The 14,344-nt window shown below is 41.2% G+C and carries 15 protein-coding genes; 13 read left to right on the top strand and 2 right to left on the bottom strand.

Annotated elements, in window-relative coordinates:
- The first annotated feature begins 373 nt into the window (after nt 1–373).
- The 7 genes from fdxB to V7L31_RS12865 all read left to right on the top strand — a co-directional run bounded on the left by fdxB (nt 374) and on the right by V7L31_RS12865 (nt 6,605).
- The gene (fdxB, locus tag V7L31_RS12895) at nt 374–667 is read left to right on the top strand and encodes a ferredoxin III, nif-specific (RefSeq protein ID WP_012407144.1); all 294 of its coding nucleotides are present in this window, start codon (nt 374–376) and stop codon (nt 665–667) included.
- 463 nt (nt 668–1,130) lie between these two features.
- Nucleotides 1,131–2,126: a cytochrome c oxidase subunit II gene (locus V7L31_RS12890; RefSeq protein WP_334696582.1), complete on the top strand. Its 996-nt coding sequence runs from the start codon at nt 1,131–1,133 to the stop codon at nt 2,124–2,126.
- Nucleotides 2,127–2,238: 112 nt separating this feature from the next.
- Nucleotides 2,239–3,927, top strand: a complete 1,689-nt coding sequence (ctaD, locus tag V7L31_RS12885; protein ID WP_334696644.1) for a cytochrome c oxidase subunit I — start codon at nt 2,239–2,241, stop codon at nt 3,925–3,927.
- A gap of 133 nt (nt 3,928–4,060) precedes the next feature.
- A complete protein-coding gene (locus V7L31_RS12880; RefSeq protein WP_334696581.1) occupies nt 4,061–4,657 on the top strand; it encodes a cytochrome c oxidase subunit 3 in 597 nt (198 codons plus the stop codon).
- A gap of 107 nt (nt 4,658–4,764) precedes the next feature.
- A complete protein-coding gene (locus tag V7L31_RS12875; RefSeq protein ID WP_334696580.1) occupies nt 4,765–5,250 on the top strand; it encodes a hypothetical protein in 486 nt (161 codons plus the stop codon).
- A 199-nt stretch (nt 5,251–5,449) separates the two neighbouring features.
- Nucleotides 5,450–6,061 carry a cupin gene (locus tag V7L31_RS12870; RefSeq protein WP_334696579.1) on the top strand — a complete coding sequence of 204 codons (612 nt, stop codon included), beginning with the start codon at nt 5,450–5,452 and terminating at the stop codon, nt 6,059–6,061.
- Between the two features lie 58 nt (nt 6,062–6,119).
- Nucleotides 6,120–6,605 (top strand): ArsC/Spx/MgsR family protein, encoded by a 486-nt coding sequence (locus V7L31_RS12865; protein ID WP_334696578.1) that lies wholly within the window; start codon nt 6,120–6,122, stop codon nt 6,603–6,605.
- A 591-nt stretch (nt 6,606–7,196) separates the two neighbouring features.
- Here V7L31_RS12865 and cysK read toward each other — a convergent pair.
- Nucleotides 7,197–8,156, bottom strand: coding sequence for a cysteine synthase A (gene cysK / locus V7L31_RS12860; protein WP_334696577.1), 960 nt, complete (start codon nt 8,154–8,156; stop codon nt 7,197–7,199).
- Nucleotides 8,157–9,244: 1,088 nt separating this feature from the next.
- Between cysK and V7L31_RS12855 the strand changes: the two genes are divergently transcribed.
- The 6 genes from V7L31_RS12855 (at nt 9,245) to V7L31_RS12830 (ending at nt 12,470) form a co-directional block, all read left to right on the top strand.
- A complete protein-coding gene (locus V7L31_RS12855) occupies nt 9,245–9,667 on the top strand; it encodes a hypothetical protein (RefSeq protein ID WP_334696576.1) in 423 nt (140 codons plus the stop codon).
- A 39-nt stretch (nt 9,668–9,706) separates the two neighbouring features.
- Entirely contained in the window at nt 9,707–9,979 is a 273-nt protein-coding gene (locus tag V7L31_RS12850) for a hypothetical protein (protein ID WP_334696575.1), read from the top strand.
- Between the two features lie 2 nt (nt 9,980–9,981).
- A complete protein-coding gene (locus tag V7L31_RS12845) occupies nt 9,982–10,293 on the top strand; it encodes a hypothetical protein (protein ID WP_334696574.1) in 312 nt (103 codons plus the stop codon).
- Between the two features lie 319 nt (nt 10,294–10,612).
- On the top strand, nt 10,613–10,975 hold the full coding sequence (locus V7L31_RS12840; RefSeq protein ID WP_334696573.1) for a hypothetical protein: 363 nt from the start codon (nt 10,613–10,615) through the stop codon (nt 10,973–10,975).
- Nucleotides 10,976–11,098: 123 nt separating this feature from the next.
- Nucleotides 11,099–12,106, top strand: coding sequence for an LLM class flavin-dependent oxidoreductase (locus tag V7L31_RS12835; RefSeq protein WP_334696572.1), 1,008 nt, complete (start codon nt 11,099–11,101; stop codon nt 12,104–12,106).
- Nucleotides 12,096–12,470 carry a hypothetical protein gene (locus tag V7L31_RS12830; protein ID WP_334696571.1) on the top strand — a complete coding sequence of 125 codons (375 nt, stop codon included), beginning with the start codon at nt 12,096–12,098 and terminating at the stop codon, nt 12,468–12,470. The genes V7L31_RS12835 and V7L31_RS12830 overlap by 11 nt, the downstream gene beginning before the upstream one ends.
- 106 nt (nt 12,471–12,576) lie before the next feature.
- Here V7L31_RS12830 and V7L31_RS12825 read toward each other — a convergent pair whose 3' ends face one another.
- Entirely contained in the window at nt 12,577–14,160 is a 1,584-nt protein-coding gene (locus V7L31_RS12825; RefSeq protein ID WP_334696570.1) for an alpha-amylase family glycosyl hydrolase, read from the bottom strand.
- Nucleotides 14,161–14,344: the final 184 nt, after the last annotated feature.

Raw genomic sequence — 14,344 nt, 5'->3', positions numbered from 1 at the left:
ATTTGCATTTGCCGGAAATAATAAAACTATATCTACGCGAGGCTTTACCCACAGGGGTAGGTTTGAATCCCTCAATTTCTTCTGCATAGGAATGGCTAGGGGCTACTGTCTCTACCTAGATATTGAGTATTTGACTCAATCAATGTGTTTAGATACTCCGCATAAGAACAAGGGCAACTTAAGCATTCATAATTATTATTGGCAATAATTTGCATCTATTATTTGAAATAAAAAGCAATTTGTAATTGTGTTCAAAGTCATCGAATTTTAATGAGATAAAAGTAACTTTTGAATATAAAAGAATAAAAGATTAGGATAATATGATGATTAATGCACAAACAGATTGATAGGCAAAAAGGCCGAGGATTTATTCATGGCGCAATTAACAGGTTTGACATTCGGCGGTAAGGCTTGGACACCAAAATTTGCTCAGGAAATTGACAAAGATAAATGTATCGGCTGTGGCAGATGCGTTAAAGTTTGCGGGTACAATGTGCTTGGATTGAAGGCACTCAATGAAGAAGGCGAATTTGTAGAAGACGAAGATGATGAAGAAATTGAACGGAAAGTAATGGCAGTTACTTCTCCAGAAAACTGTATTGGTTGTGAAGCTTGTTCGCGGATTTGTCCGAAGAATTGCTACACCCATGTTGCAGTAAATAATTAAGTTATTTGAAGTTAGTCAAGATTGTTGTTAATTCAAGGAGGCACTGTTTGTAGAAAGCGAAAATGCGCTAGGCAAGGTTACTTGAGGGGAATACTAAGTATTTGCTGTAACTAATAAATAGTTCGCAGTAAACAAATCCGTAAATCGCAAAATGTTAGTTATTAACAAAATTAAACTTGCTGCTAATATAGCCTAATCAATATTAGGTCAACAGTGCCCTCTTGGAACAACGAGCTTTTTTGAAAGCAGGGGGCTAACTTTTTCATAGGAGTTGAAATATAATTTGTAATTTTCTGGGGTAAGGATATGGAAAAAATCTGGAATTTTCCCCCTTTTTTTATGGCTGCACGTTAGAAAGTTAATAAGTGGAATGGGGAATGGGGAATAGGAATACTCAATTACCAATTACCAATTACCAATCCCCAGTACCTATAAAAGACTGTTTACAAAGCAGGTAGCATGTATGCAACAAGTTCCTGTTTCACTATGGACTCTGGTTGCTGGGATAGTAGTTACAGCAATCAGTATTTGGATCGGACAAAACCACACTCTCATGCCGGTGCAGGCATCGTTACAAGCGCCTTTGGTAGACGGTTTTTTCAACGTCATGTTTACCATTGCGATCGCACTCTTCTTGGTAGTAGAAGGAACTATTCTGATTTTTTTGGTTAAGTTTCGTCGCCGTCACGGTGATGATACCGATGGTTTACCAATAGAAGGTAACGTTCCCTTAGAAATCTTCTGGACAGCAATTCCTACAGTAATTGTCCTCGGTTTGGGCATCTACAGTGTAGATGTTTTTAACCAAATGGGCGGTTTTGAGCCTGCCGGTCATCCTCATTCAGCTGCTCATGTTGCTCATCAGCATCAGTCGGGAACTGCGATTGCAGCGACACTCAGCGATGCTTCTGAAGCAACAACAGCCCCGACAATTGCCCCAACAATCGGTATCGGCGCGTCTCCTGAAACCCTTAACAAACCAGCCGATTTAGTTGTTGATGTCAAAGGGATACAGTACGCCTGGATATTTAATTACCCCGATAGTGGCATTACCTCTGGGGAATTGCACATACCCGTTGGTGCTGATGTCCAACTCAACCTTTCAGCAGACGATGTAATTCATTCATTCTGGGTGCCAAACTTTCGGCTGAAACAAGATGCACTACCCGGTATCCCTACCGAACTGCGATTTGTAGCTACCAAACCAGGTACATATCCCGTAGTTTGTGCTGAGTTGTGCGGTGGTTATCACGGTTCCATGCGGACACAGGTAATTGTCCACACACAAGCAGAATATGATAGCTGGCGGACAGAAAACCAGATTGCTCAACAACAAAACCTCAATCAAGTTGTTGCAGTTAATCCCGCCGACTTATCAACATCAGAGTTTCTCGCGCCCCACACCCATGATATGGGAATTAGTGCAGCAACTTTAGAGTCATTGGTCATTAGTCATTAGTCATTGGTCATTGGTCATTAGTCATTGGTTATTCGTAACGGACAAATGACAACGGACAAATGACAAAAGACAAAGGACAAAAGACAAATGACAAATGACAAAGGACAAAAATATGACACAGGTAGAATTTCCACGGAATACTCCACCAGAGGAAAATAAACCGAAAATGGTGGCTGGCCACACCTCCCATCCGAAGGCGTGGAAATGGCAAGATTATTTTACATTTAATGTTGACCACAAGGTTATTGGTATTCAATACCTAGTAACGGCGTTTGTGTTCTATCTCATCGGCGGACTGATGGCTGTTGCTCTCCGTGCCGAATTAGCAACACCAGATGCAGACTTACTCGACCCCAATCTGTATAACGCTTTCATGACCAATCACGGGACGATTATGATCTTCCTGTGGATTGTCCCTAGCGCTATTGGGGGATTTGGTAACTATTTAGTGCCCTTGATGGTTGGTGCTAGGGATATGGCTTTCCCGAAGCTAAACGCGATCGCCTTTTGGTTAAATCCCCCAGCAGGTGCGCTGATTTTAGGTAGTTTCTTTTTTGGTGGTTCCCAATCTGGTTGGACAGCTTACCCACCATTGAGTTTGGTGACAGCACCAATTGCTCAAACTATGTGGATATTAGCGATCGTCTTGGTGGGAACTTCTTCAATTTTGGGTTCACTGAACTTTGTGATCACCATTTTGATGATGAAGGTTCCCAGCATGAAATGGGATCAAGTGCCCTTGTTTTGCTGGGCAATCTTGGCAACTTCCTTGCTGGCGCTTCTCTCCACACCTGTATTAGCAGCTGGTTTAGTTCTGCTGTTGTTTGACCTCAACTTTGGCACTTCCTTCTTTAAACCAGATGCAGGCGGTAACGTTGTAATTTATCAACACTTATTCTGGTTTTATTCTCATCCGGCAGTATATTTAATGATTCTGCCCATCTTCGGCATTATGTCGGAGGTAATTCCAGTCCACGCCCGTAAGCCAATCTTTGGTTATAAAGCGATCGCTTACTCTAGTGTAGCTATCTGCGTTGTCGGTTTGTTCGTCTGGGTACACCACATGTTTACCAGTGGCACACCCGGTTGGATGCGGATGTTCTTCACCATCTCCACCCTCATCGTTGCAGTTCCCACTGGCGTGAAGATTTTTGCCTGGGTTGCTACCCTCTGGGGTGGTAAAATTCGCTTCACCACAGCGATGCTTTTCGCCATTGGCTTGTTGTCTATGTTTGTCATGGGCGGCTTAAGCGGTGTGACGATGGGAACAGCCCCCTTTGATGTTCACGTCCACGACACATATTATGTAGTCGGACATTTCCACTACGTTCTGTTTGGCGGTTCCGTGTTTGGCATCTACGCCGGTATTTATCACTGGTTCCCCAAAATAACCGGACGAATGCTGAATGAAGCTTGGGGACGGGTTCATTTCGCCCTTACTTTTATCGGCACTAATCTTACTTTCTTACCCATGCACGAATTGGGTTTGAAAGGAATGCCCCGACGAGTGGCAATGTATGACCCCCAATTTATCGACCTCAATCAAATTTGTACCTTTGGTTCATTTGTTTTGGCAATATCAGTAATTCCTTTCGCCATCAACATCATCTACAGTTGGCTGAAAGGGCCTTTGGCTGGTGATAATCCTTGGCAAGCTTTGACTTTAGAATGGACAACTAGCTCACCACCAGCAATTGAAAACTGGGAAGTATTGCCGGTTGTCACTCATGGCCCTTATGACTATGGCCACGGTCATAGTACAGAAATACAGCCATCTGCAACACCAGAAGCTAGTGCTTAGTTATGAAATAACTCTTGTGGGGTGGGCATCCTGCCCGCCCTTGATCTAGGACAGATGAGACACCCATCCCACAAGAAAATCAAGATTGTGAAGAATTCAATTGCCCGACGCTTCATCTTTAAGGGTAAACAATATGACCATAGCTACGACAAGTGAAGATCATAGTGCAAGACACGAAGAACATCCAGATTTAAGAGTTTGGGGTCTATTAACGTTCCTTGCCTCTGAATCTCTGATGTTTGGGGGATTTTTTGCCACTTACTTATTTTTCCGAGGTACTACAGCAGTTTGGCCTCCAGAAGGAAGTGAAGTAGAATTACTTGTGCCGACAATTAACACCATTATTTTGGTGTCTAGTAGCTTCGTGATTCACTTCGGTGATACAGCGATTAAAAAGAATAACCTCAAGGGAATGCAACTGTGGTATGCAATTACTGCACTCATGGGAGCAATTTTCTTAGGTGGTCAGGTTTATGAGTACTCAACATTAGGATATGGACTGACTACCAACGTCTTCGCCAACTGCTTTTATATCATGACCGGGTTCCACGGTTTGCACGTTTTTGTAGGACTGTTATTGATATTACGTGCATTGTGGCGATCGCGTCTCCCCGGTGAATATTCTGCCACCAATCATACTTTCATCGAAATGACAGAAATTTACTGGCACTTCGTAGATATTATTTGGATTGTTTTATTCACTTTGGTGTACGTTCTTACTTTGTTTTAACAAAAGTTAGGAGTGAGGAGTGAAGAGTTAAGAATTTATAGCTTCTAACTCGTAATTCACAACTTCTAACTCCTAACCCCTAACTCCTAACTCTCCAGGACTTTATTATGCAAACTAATACAAACCAATTCTCATGGTTTCAGGTTCCAGAAGATATCAAAAATCTCTTAATTTTAGCTGCACAAAACTGGGAAAATACATCAGAATCCGAAAAATATATTCAACAAGCTTTAGCACAGACTGGTGATAATACCGATGTCTTGGTAGCAGCCTATAGATTTTTCTATTATAAAAATAATTATTCTCTCGCACTACAAACAACAAGCAAATTATTAGATAAAATTAAAGAAGTAGAAAAATTCCCTGATGACTGGGGGCAACTTAAGCCTATACTAGTCAATCGCAAAGAAGAACCACAAATTCGATTGTACTTAAATGCTTATGCTGCTTCTGGATTAGTACTAGCAAAGTTGGGAGCAATCGAGGAAGCAAAAGAAATCAGCACCAGAGTCAAACAGATAGACGAAAAGAATGATTTTGGTTCTGGAATTCTGCTGGATATTTTGACACGCCCAGCAGAAGAAGACGATTAATTAGTCAGCAATGAAAAGTCAAGGTGAAAATCATGAACAATTGGTTATCTACTAAATCCTATTCTCTATTAGGATCGGCTACTGATAGTAACTCTATCTTTCCTCCTATCAACATACCTACAAAATTTCCTGTAGGTAATATCCCTAATGTCTCACCGATCATTGTGATCCAATCTTCTCCGTTATCAATTTAAAAGTTATGAAAGGTAGGGATTGGCTGCTAACAGGGGACGGTCAGTATCAAGCCTGTAAATCTGTAAGAGCATGGGATTTATTGAGAGAAAATTACCGCCTTTATCGTTTTTTAACTGAGGTGGAAGATGTTCTCAATAGTAGTGACAATGAAACCAATTGTCTGCCAGAAATTCGGATGCTTGTAAGGCGCTTGATTGTAAATTCCTACTGGGTGCGAAGTCAAAATTTAGAGCCTTCGCCTAAAACGGGAACCTCTGTTTTACTCCTATATGATGAGTTGGGTTTTCCGTTGACGGTGCAAACAGTAACATTTGCACCAGGAACCCGTTCAAACATTCATAATCATGGGACGTGGGGAATCGTGGCGGTGCTAAAAGGCCAGGAAAAAAATACTTTTTGGCGACGCACCAATAGCCCAGAATTTCAGGACAAAATTGAAGCAACGGGAGAAATAACTCTCTTCCCAGGAGACATTATTAGCTTTACTCCCGATGCAATTCACAGTGTAGAAGCAGTGGGTGAGGAACCAACTGTGACTTTCAATATTTATGGCGAAACCGATCCGAATGAGAGGTTTGAGTTTGACTTAGTTAGCCATAAAGCTAGGAATTTTTAATTTCATCGGTTCGTAGTTGGCGCTTTAGCGCTCAATGAGTAATTTAGGAGATAGTTGCATGGCAAGAGTAAGTTTCTATAGCAAACCAGGCTGTAAAGGTGGTACTAAGCAAAAAGTTTTGCTCACAGCAGCCGGTCATGAGGTGATACCATACAACCTGCTAAAAGAACCTTGGACAGTTGAACGGTTGCGCTCATTTTTTGGCGATCGCCCCGTAGCCGAATGGTTTAATCCTTCCGCTCCCAAGATAAAATCTGGTGAGGTGGTTCCTGAAAAAATCGATGCTCAAACTGCGTTGGCGCTGATGCTGAAAGAACCGTTGTTAATTCGCCGTCCTTTGTTAGAAGTAGGCGAACAGCGCGAGGTAGGATTTGATGTCCAAAAGATTGATGCTTGGATTGGCTTACAAGCTGTGGATGAATCCTTGCAAGAAATCAGCGACAAGCTTTTGAAGCAAGATTTGCAAAACTGTTCCCACGGTAAAGATCATCATCACGGTAACGATTCTCACGAACACCAAAAGCAAGGTAACTGTAAGCATTAGTACAGATTGAAGAAGAATTCAGAAGTCAGAATTCAGGGGTCAGAATCAAGACGCAACGCTCCCTGCGTTCGCGCAGCGTGTCGCAGACAGACGCTAAAATCGTAGCTTGCTTCTCTGTAAGAGTACGAATACTCGCTATCCGCCAGTCATACAGAATTCATTGTAAATTCTGAATTCTGACTCCTGAATTCTGTTCGATAACTTTGAGATGCGACAATGCTCTCAAGTATCAACAGACAACTTTGGAGTGAATTAGTATTCGTAACATCTCGTAAAAATATGCTTATTTTTATCTCAGATGTTACGAAACTATACTTGCATGGGCATATTTAAATTGCTGCATTCTTTATCTCATAAGCTTTTTAGCCTATTTTGTCTCCCCATCAGGTGGTTTATTTACGCCGTACTGTACTAGTAAGAATGTCCGCCATGACACTGCGATTAGAGGTGCATCTGAAGAACTATTCGCGCAGGTTTTACCTGGACGAAGCCAAGACTGTAACAAATTTGTAGAGAAATGGATATCAGCTAACGTTTCATCCAAATGAGAAGGACAGAGAGATTCGTTACTCTCTTGTCCCCCTCATCTCCTTAACGCACCCCAGCAGTTTCTAAAGATAAATCTTGAAACATGGGTGTGCTGAGGTAGCGTTCGCCAAAAGAAGGCTGAATCATGACAATTAAACGTCCGGCATTTTCTGGACGTTTACCTACTTGAATTGCAGCACATAAAGCTGCACCAGAGGATATCCCAGATAATAAGCCTTCTTCTTTTGCCAAACGTCGCCCATAAGCGATCGCTTGTTCATCGCTGACTCTAATTACTTCATCAACCAATTCTAGGCGGAGAACATCGGGGATAAATCCGGCGCCAATACCTTGAATTTTGTGTGGCCCAGCTTCACCACCTGAGAGAACTGGACTGTTGCTGGGTTCAACTGCGATCACTTTAAAAGTCGGCTTGCGCTGTTTGAGTACTTCTGCAATCCCAGTAATCGTCCCACCAGTACCTACCCCAGCAATGACGATATCTACTTCCCCATCTGTATCTGTCCAAATTTCTTCGGCAGTGGTTTCTTGGTGAATTTTGGGATTCGCAGGGTTGCGGAACTGTTGCAGCATAAAAGCATTGGGAGTCTTAGCCACAATTTCTTCAGCTTTGCGAATTGCTCCCCGCATACCTTCTGCGCCTGGTGTCAACTCCAAAGCTGCGCCATAAGCCCTCAGCATAGCTCGTCGTTCTTGGCTCATTGTCTCAGGCATGGTCAAAATCAAACGGTAGCCACGCGCTGCTGCTACCATTGCTAGAGCAATTCCTGTATTACCAGAAGTAGGCTCAACTAAAATGGTTTTTCCTGGGGAAATCGAGCCAGCCGCTTCTGCGGAGAGTACCATACTTAACCCAATGCGGTCTTTTACCGAAGCCGCTGGGTTCATGCCTTCTAATTTAACAACTATCCTTGCTACTACTCCCTCAGCTTGAGGAATCTTATTCAGTTGAACTAAAGGAGTTCGTCCAATCAGTTCGGTTATATCTTGAGCAATTCGCATTATTTAACTCCTAAAATCCTAAATATTCGTACAGAGTATTTACTTATAACAATAAGCTTTTATATATTGATTTTGCAGTTTAGTGCCAATGAGTGCATATACTATGTATTCTAACTAAACCACAAAATATGAAAGTTTAGGAAGAACTTTTATTAGAAGAATTCAGAACTCAGGAGTCAAAATTCAGAACAATACAGTTCAGTTAAGCTTCTCTTACTTTGCCTTATTCTCTGACGAGACGAGCGCTTCAGCAGACAGCTAGCCACCATCCTTGTATTTTACCATTTGGAATTGCTGATTATTGTCTTGTAGGCTAAGATTAATTTTTGATAATTCTGTATATATGAATAATTTTTACTATTTTTTCTATTTGTTATGAAAATACCATTGACTTTTAAAACATTTAATTGTTTTTCATAATTTATTGGTTTATCTTTATCAAGAGACATTGATATTTTCTTTTGAGTGCAGATTTTCTCAGCCCAAAATTGCATCCTAAATAGTCCTTAAGCATTGCCTACATTGCATTTAGGTTGAGTACAAAAACACCAGAACCCCACCTCTAAAACACTAGAACCCCGTCTTGAAAACACTAGCACCCATACCCCAATGAAATTTTATAAGACTTATCAGGGGCGGATTACAAGCTTTGAGTACTATTCTAATGAATTTAATAATCTTAACAGGGCTGGGGTAAACTGTTTGGTGGAGAGCGGCTGATATAAATCGTATAGGATTTACGCAGAGATTCCCCTCTACCCCCCAACATTCCTGAGCGAAAGCTGAGTGAACTAGGGGGGACTTCTTAATCTCTCTTTTGAGAGTAGGATGAAACCAGATTCCAGAATCTAAGTGCGTTATTTCTGACTGAATAATCTTATGTTTTGTGAAAAGGGTGGTAACTTTTTATTTGTCAGTAGTCAGTGGTGTTGAGAAAAATAACTGACAACTAATGATTGTGAAAATTACCGATTACACATATTTTAATATCAAAACTGTTTTATAGGTAGAAATATCTAACTACTTTAGATAAACAGCAAAAGATATTTTCTTACTAGGTGCATACTACCTGGCAAGGGAGAGCCACGATGAAAGCCAAACTTTTAAATGTTCTTACAGTTTGCGTCGTTACCTTAGCAGTGCTTTCACCAGAACTAATAGTATTTGGCATAATTTGGGAGCGACATCTAGAGTTAGTAAAATCTCAGAATTTAGCTGACCAAGTTAACCACACTACTACAAATGCTCCCGCCTTGGCTCCCCAGACAGAGGGTACACATTCCCCTCAGACTAGTATTCCATCCTCTGATCGTAATGTGGTTCATCAAATGCTGACTGTTGCTGAACAATATAAATTTGCCACTATCCTGCAATGGTTCTTCTTATTAACCCCCATTTGTGTTGGGTTAGGGATTCTCTTTTACGACAGATATCTTGTTCATCGCGCTGCTGTTTTAAAAGAACAAGTTGAAATGTTGGAAAGACTGTGGCAGCAAAGTATCGAACAGTAACTTATTTACAATTCACTCACTCAAATCAACAAATTTACCATGACAGAGCAAGATCAACGCCAAAGCCTGTATTTTAATCTGATTGATGAGTTACTCAGATGTCCTAATGGTCAAGAACCAGAAATTTTAGAATCTAAGCCAGAATTGGTTGATTCTGGTTTAGTACAAACAATGTTACAAGTAGCAACTATGTTTGCCCATGAAGGCAATCAAGATGGGGCCCAATTTTTATTTTTTGTGGCGCGTGAGTTGGCGAAAGAATTAGGTTTATATCCAGAAGTTCCCAGTACTGAAGTTGCAAGTAAGGAGTAAAAATGCTGTTGACTTCAACGGATGCGGGACAAATAGCTTTAGAACTGCTGATGGCAGATTGGAATATTTCAGAAGAGAACCGAGAGTGGTTCACAATCTTTAACTCTCGTCTGATTGGCGAGAGTTGGTACACTGTGGAATTAGGTATAGAAGGATTTCCCGATCGGTGGTTTATTCAAGTATATGACACTGGAGCGTGCGATCCAAACTATACATTTATTTCACCAATCCGTGGTTCGGAAGGATTTACAGATTTTGTAAACGTACCGGATATCATCGCCGAGGTTTTAGTTTGTGAGCGCAATGCTCGGTAATAATTAAAATTCAAAACTTAGAATTCAACATCATAGTATTTGGGAGCATCTCACCTTTACAAATATACCTGGCGATTAGGGAAATCCAAGAAATAAATTATCCAATATTGTGGGGTGGGCAACATGAACCGCATATAAGCTGGGCGCTCATGTTGCCTACCCCACAAGAGTTAATTGTATAAATACGCTTTACGCCAATCTGAGGTGATACTAAATAAGGTACACCTCTTTTTTTGTGTAATATTTAATATTTTATTTAAGCCTAATAGGCTATTTTATTATATTTAATTGATAAAATTATGTTATATTAAATAGCGTGATGGATGCTACAGAAATATCAGTTCCAATGATTGCTGAAGATGTCTTAGCCAAAGAATTCACAAGAGTCGTCAACGATTACTACCCGCAAGTTGGAGAATTGCTGGATGGGTGTTATGTGAAAGTCATCACCTGTTTTTGGGGACGACCTGCCAGACGTTTGCAATATATAGGAATTTATTGCTCTGACGAAATGATTTCCTGTGTGCAAGCTCAAAAAGAAATACTCAGAGAAGTAGCAGGCAATATGGGTTTAATCCAGGTTGTTTGTATGAATGCCAAGCGATTATTGCGCGATCCGATGTCGAAGGTCAAAGAGAACAACCCACGTCTATGGTTGGAATTGCAGTGGGTTGCAACTTAATGATTCATGGCATTAATTGAGAGGGGTAAATGCTTTTGTCGTAAGCACTAAAGTATTTACTGCAATCTATCGACCACTAGAATAACCAGCACCTACGGTGAATACAAAGTATCAAGATAAGTAATGAAAACTGGAATTTTCTGCAATTACGATAATTTTCACCAAGATGCTCGTCGTGCCATGTTTGAGCAAGTCACGCTGGTAAAACAGGCTGAAAGCTTGGGTTTTGAGGAAGCTTGGGTAAGCGAACACCATTTTAGTGAATCCAATCTCAGCCCATCTATGTTGCTGTTAATGGCACATTTGGCGGGATTGACTTCAACTATCCAATTAGGCACTGCGGCGGTGTTGCTGCCATTCCATAACCCGATTCGGGTGGCGGAAGATATTGCCACTTTGGATAACTTGTGTAATGGACGATTATTATTTGGAGTTGCCAAAGGCGGCCCCTTTCCTCAACAAAATAAGCATTTTGCGACCCTACCAAGTGAAGCCCGTCCTAAGACGCTAGAGGCGATCGCACTGATTCAAAAGCTTTTATATGAAACTGACGTATCATTTAATGGCAAGTATTATCAGTGCGATCGCCTGACCATTTACCCAAAACCATTGCAGAGTCAAATACCAGTGTATGTTGCCACTGGCGGCGATGATGGTATCGAGTTAGCTGCTAAACATTCCTTCAGCTTGATGGGTGGGCCGCCATTTTCTCTAGAAAGATTGAAGGATACTGTTAGCAAATATCGAGCCTTAAATTCTAGTGGTGCGGAAAAATTAGTGTTGGCACGCTTCTTTTTTGTTGGCAAAACATTTGACGAGGCAGTGAGTGAAGCGTTACCTTTCGTTCGCAAATTTAGCCAGAAAATGAAAGCTAATTCGGCTCAAATTTTGAAAAATAGTGCGAATCCCAACCAAAAACCATTCGACCGCACAAATATTTGTTTCGATGAAGATTATTTGATTGAGAATTCAATTATCGGTGATGTGGAGACTTGTCGAGACAAAATCAAGAAATTTCAGGACGAATTAAATTTAGGTACGCTAGCACTCAAACCCTCGTCTGCGGATTTGCAAAAAAACCTGGACAGTTTGACGCGCTACAACCAAGAGGTGCGAAATTATGTCTTCTAAACTATACTTGCTTCCTCCCGATGATTTACCTCCCGCTGAGGTAACGAAACAGGATGGAATGCTGCAAATGGAGCTAGAGCAGTCTACTGGCAGATGTTTTTATCTAGCTTGCGATCGCATTACGAGAGTCCTATTATCTAATTGTCAGTGGTATCTGACAACAAATGCTAGCATCCTCACATTAATTATTGATTGCCCTGATTTAGTATCTTACTGGCATATTGTCAGCAATATTCCCCAGTTAGGTAATAGGTTAGAGCGGTTTGCTAGCAATGGCAAAATCCGCGTTTATCCGCCATTTGGCAAAGGAACGCCATTTGAAATCAGCGTAAATGAAATATCAGCTTATCGAGATTGGCTTTGAGGTAAATAGGCCAGAATTGGGAATCACACAAAATATAGCTGTTTTACACCCTGTACTTCTAAAGTGCAGGGTGTTGCAATTTTTATCAAAGTTGTAACTGTTGTAACTATGCCAAAATTGCCATTCCTGAAGGAGGCAAATCAATTTCCACAGTTGCGCGACCATCATCGTGATGTTGCACAGCTACAGTTTGATTTTGCCGTGAATTACGTAAATCGGCATTGCTCCAATCACTTTTGTATAAAAAAGTCATTTCTGAGCCTTGAGGATGCGTGTAAGTATCTACTGTCACTTCTGCACGCCGATTTTCTAAGCCGTTGGTATTCAACACCATCAATACTTCAGTGTCAAATAAAACTTGTGACCAAGCAACTAATTCACCTTGTCCGGGAATGGAGAAGGGGGAGTTATGAAAGGATGTTTCGCGCAGGTAGTGATGTCCACGGCGTAGTGCTTTGCCAATTTTATCGTGACGGTTGCGAATCCGCGCGATCGCAGCTATCCGCAAATAGGTAGGATGGTCGATATTGAAGAAATGACAGTCGGCTGTTTGAAATGCGCCAAAAGCACTGCCAAACATTGCTTCTCGGATATATCTATTTTCCGCAAACCGTTCACCTTCTATACTGTAATCGTGATCGCCTTCATTTCCATCAAAAGCCTGTTCTGTTCCATAATAAATCACAGGAATTCCTGGTATTGTTAATTGCACACCTACAGCATGGGCAACTTGCTCATAGAGATTAGGCACTGTGCTGTATGCGGCAAATCGCTGCTTATTGGCACGGAATGACATATCACCGTCATCTAAGATAGAGAGATGATATATCCCAACTTGGCGGTATTCTCCGGCAAGATTTTTCTCGCTATACAAATCAAAAAATTGCTTTGGGTGTACTAATCCCCTTGCTAATGCGGTCAATTCATTAGGGGACTGCACAATGTCTAATACAGCACTGAGGTTACGCCCAATAATATCTATGTATGCACTAGCCATACTACCGGAGGTGATTTCTCCAGTCAGTAAAAAGTTTTCTTTACCGATAGATTCGGCGTATTCACGAATTGCGGTGCAGAATTTGCGCGAATCTTCTGGAGAAATATGCTTAAGGCTATCTATCCGCAAGCCATCGCAGTCAGAAAGAGCAATCCAATATTGATAAACTCTGGCTAGTGCTGCAATTACTTCATCTCTGTTGAACCAGTTATCGGCACTTTGGTTGTAGATTACATCGAGGATGACATACATCCGGCGATCGTGGGCTGCATCAATTAAATCTCTTAAATCTTGACGAGTGCCAAAATGGGGGTCAACATCTAAAAATTCTTGGATGCGATCGCTGTGGTAAGTTTCTAACTGAGAATGTTGTTGCCAAGGTGGGTTAATCCACAGCGTTGTGACTCCCAATCGCTGCAAGTAGTCTAATTTACTCTTAATTCCTCTAAGAGTACCACCTACAAACTCCGTACCTGCTGCCATCCAGTCGGCTTTGTCTTTAACCTGGAATTTTGCAGGGTTGTTGTGGTCAAAAAGTTCTCTTTGATTTTCATTATCATTACTGAATCTATCTACTATCAATTGGTACAAAAACTGGTCGCGCCAACTGATAGGACTCGCATAAACTCTCCCTCGTGGTTTCAGGTCTGTTTCGGAGAGTTGCTGGGGTGTCAATTCTTCAACTTTAGCCATGAGGATTTACGCACTGATGGAAAATGGAAGTGTGCATTCTATATGTTATAAAAAATACTTACAATTTTGATGAACCCACAGAGGGATTTTATAAGTTAGTGACTTAATTTTATGATGATAGGTTTTAGTTTAGATGCAGAAGGGCGACAGAGTTTTTACTATAAGGCGGACTGTATGTTTGTTA

The sequence above is a fragment of the Nostoc sp. genome, from assembly GCF_036916655.1.
In the GTDB taxonomy this organism is placed as follows: Bacteria; Cyanobacteriota; Cyanobacteriia; order Cyanobacteriales; family Nostocaceae; genus Nostoc.
The sequence above is the reverse complement of the archived record's forward strand: the minus strand, read 5'-3'. Positions and strand labels throughout refer to the sequence as shown.

Bases quoted from the DNA above. Each gene is read 5' to 3' on its own strand.
- fdxB (WP_012407144.1), top strand. From the start codon at position 374: ATGGCGCAATTAACAGGTTTGACATTCGGCGGTAAGGCTTGGACACCA.
- cysK (WP_334696577.1), bottom strand. From the start codon at position 8,156: ATGCGAATTGCTCAAGATATAACCGAACTGATTGGACGAACTCCTTTA.
- V7L31_RS12850 (WP_334696575.1), top strand. From the start codon at position 9,707: ATGACAGAGCAAGATCAACGCCAAAGCCTGTATTTTAATCTGATTGAT.
- V7L31_RS12825 (WP_334696570.1), bottom strand. From the start codon at position 14,160: ATGGCTAAAGTTGAAGAATTGACACCCCAGCAACTCTCCGAAACAGAC.
- V7L31_RS12865 (WP_334696578.1), top strand. From the start codon at position 6,120: ATGGCAAGAGTAAGTTTCTATAGCAAACCAGGCTGTAAAGGTGGTACT.
- V7L31_RS12845 (WP_334696574.1), top strand. From the start codon at position 9,982: ATGCTGTTGACTTCAACGGATGCGGGACAAATAGCTTTAGAACTGCTG.
- V7L31_RS12840 (WP_334696573.1), top strand. From the start codon at position 10,613: ATGGATGCTACAGAAATATCAGTTCCAATGATTGCTGAAGATGTCTTA.
- V7L31_RS12890 (WP_334696582.1), top strand. From the start codon at position 1,131: ATGCAACAAGTTCCTGTTTCACTATGGACTCTGGTTGCTGGGATAGTA.
- ctaD (WP_334696644.1), top strand. From the start codon at position 2,239: ATGACACAGGTAGAATTTCCACGGAATACTCCACCAGAGGAAAATAAA.
- V7L31_RS12870 (WP_334696579.1), top strand. From the start codon at position 5,450: ATGAAAGGTAGGGATTGGCTGCTAACAGGGGACGGTCAGTATCAAGCC.
- V7L31_RS12880 (WP_334696581.1), top strand. From the start codon at position 4,061: ATGACCATAGCTACGACAAGTGAAGATCATAGTGCAAGACACGAAGAA.
- V7L31_RS12875 (WP_334696580.1), top strand. From the start codon at position 4,765: ATGCAAACTAATACAAACCAATTCTCATGGTTTCAGGTTCCAGAAGAT.
- V7L31_RS12835 (WP_334696572.1), top strand. From the start codon at position 11,099: ATGAAAACTGGAATTTTCTGCAATTACGATAATTTTCACCAAGATGCT.
- V7L31_RS12855 (WP_334696576.1), top strand. From the start codon at position 9,245: ATGAAAGCCAAACTTTTAAATGTTCTTACAGTTTGCGTCGTTACCTTA.
- V7L31_RS12830 (WP_334696571.1), top strand. From the start codon at position 12,096: ATGTCTTCTAAACTATACTTGCTTCCTCCCGATGATTTACCTCCCGCT.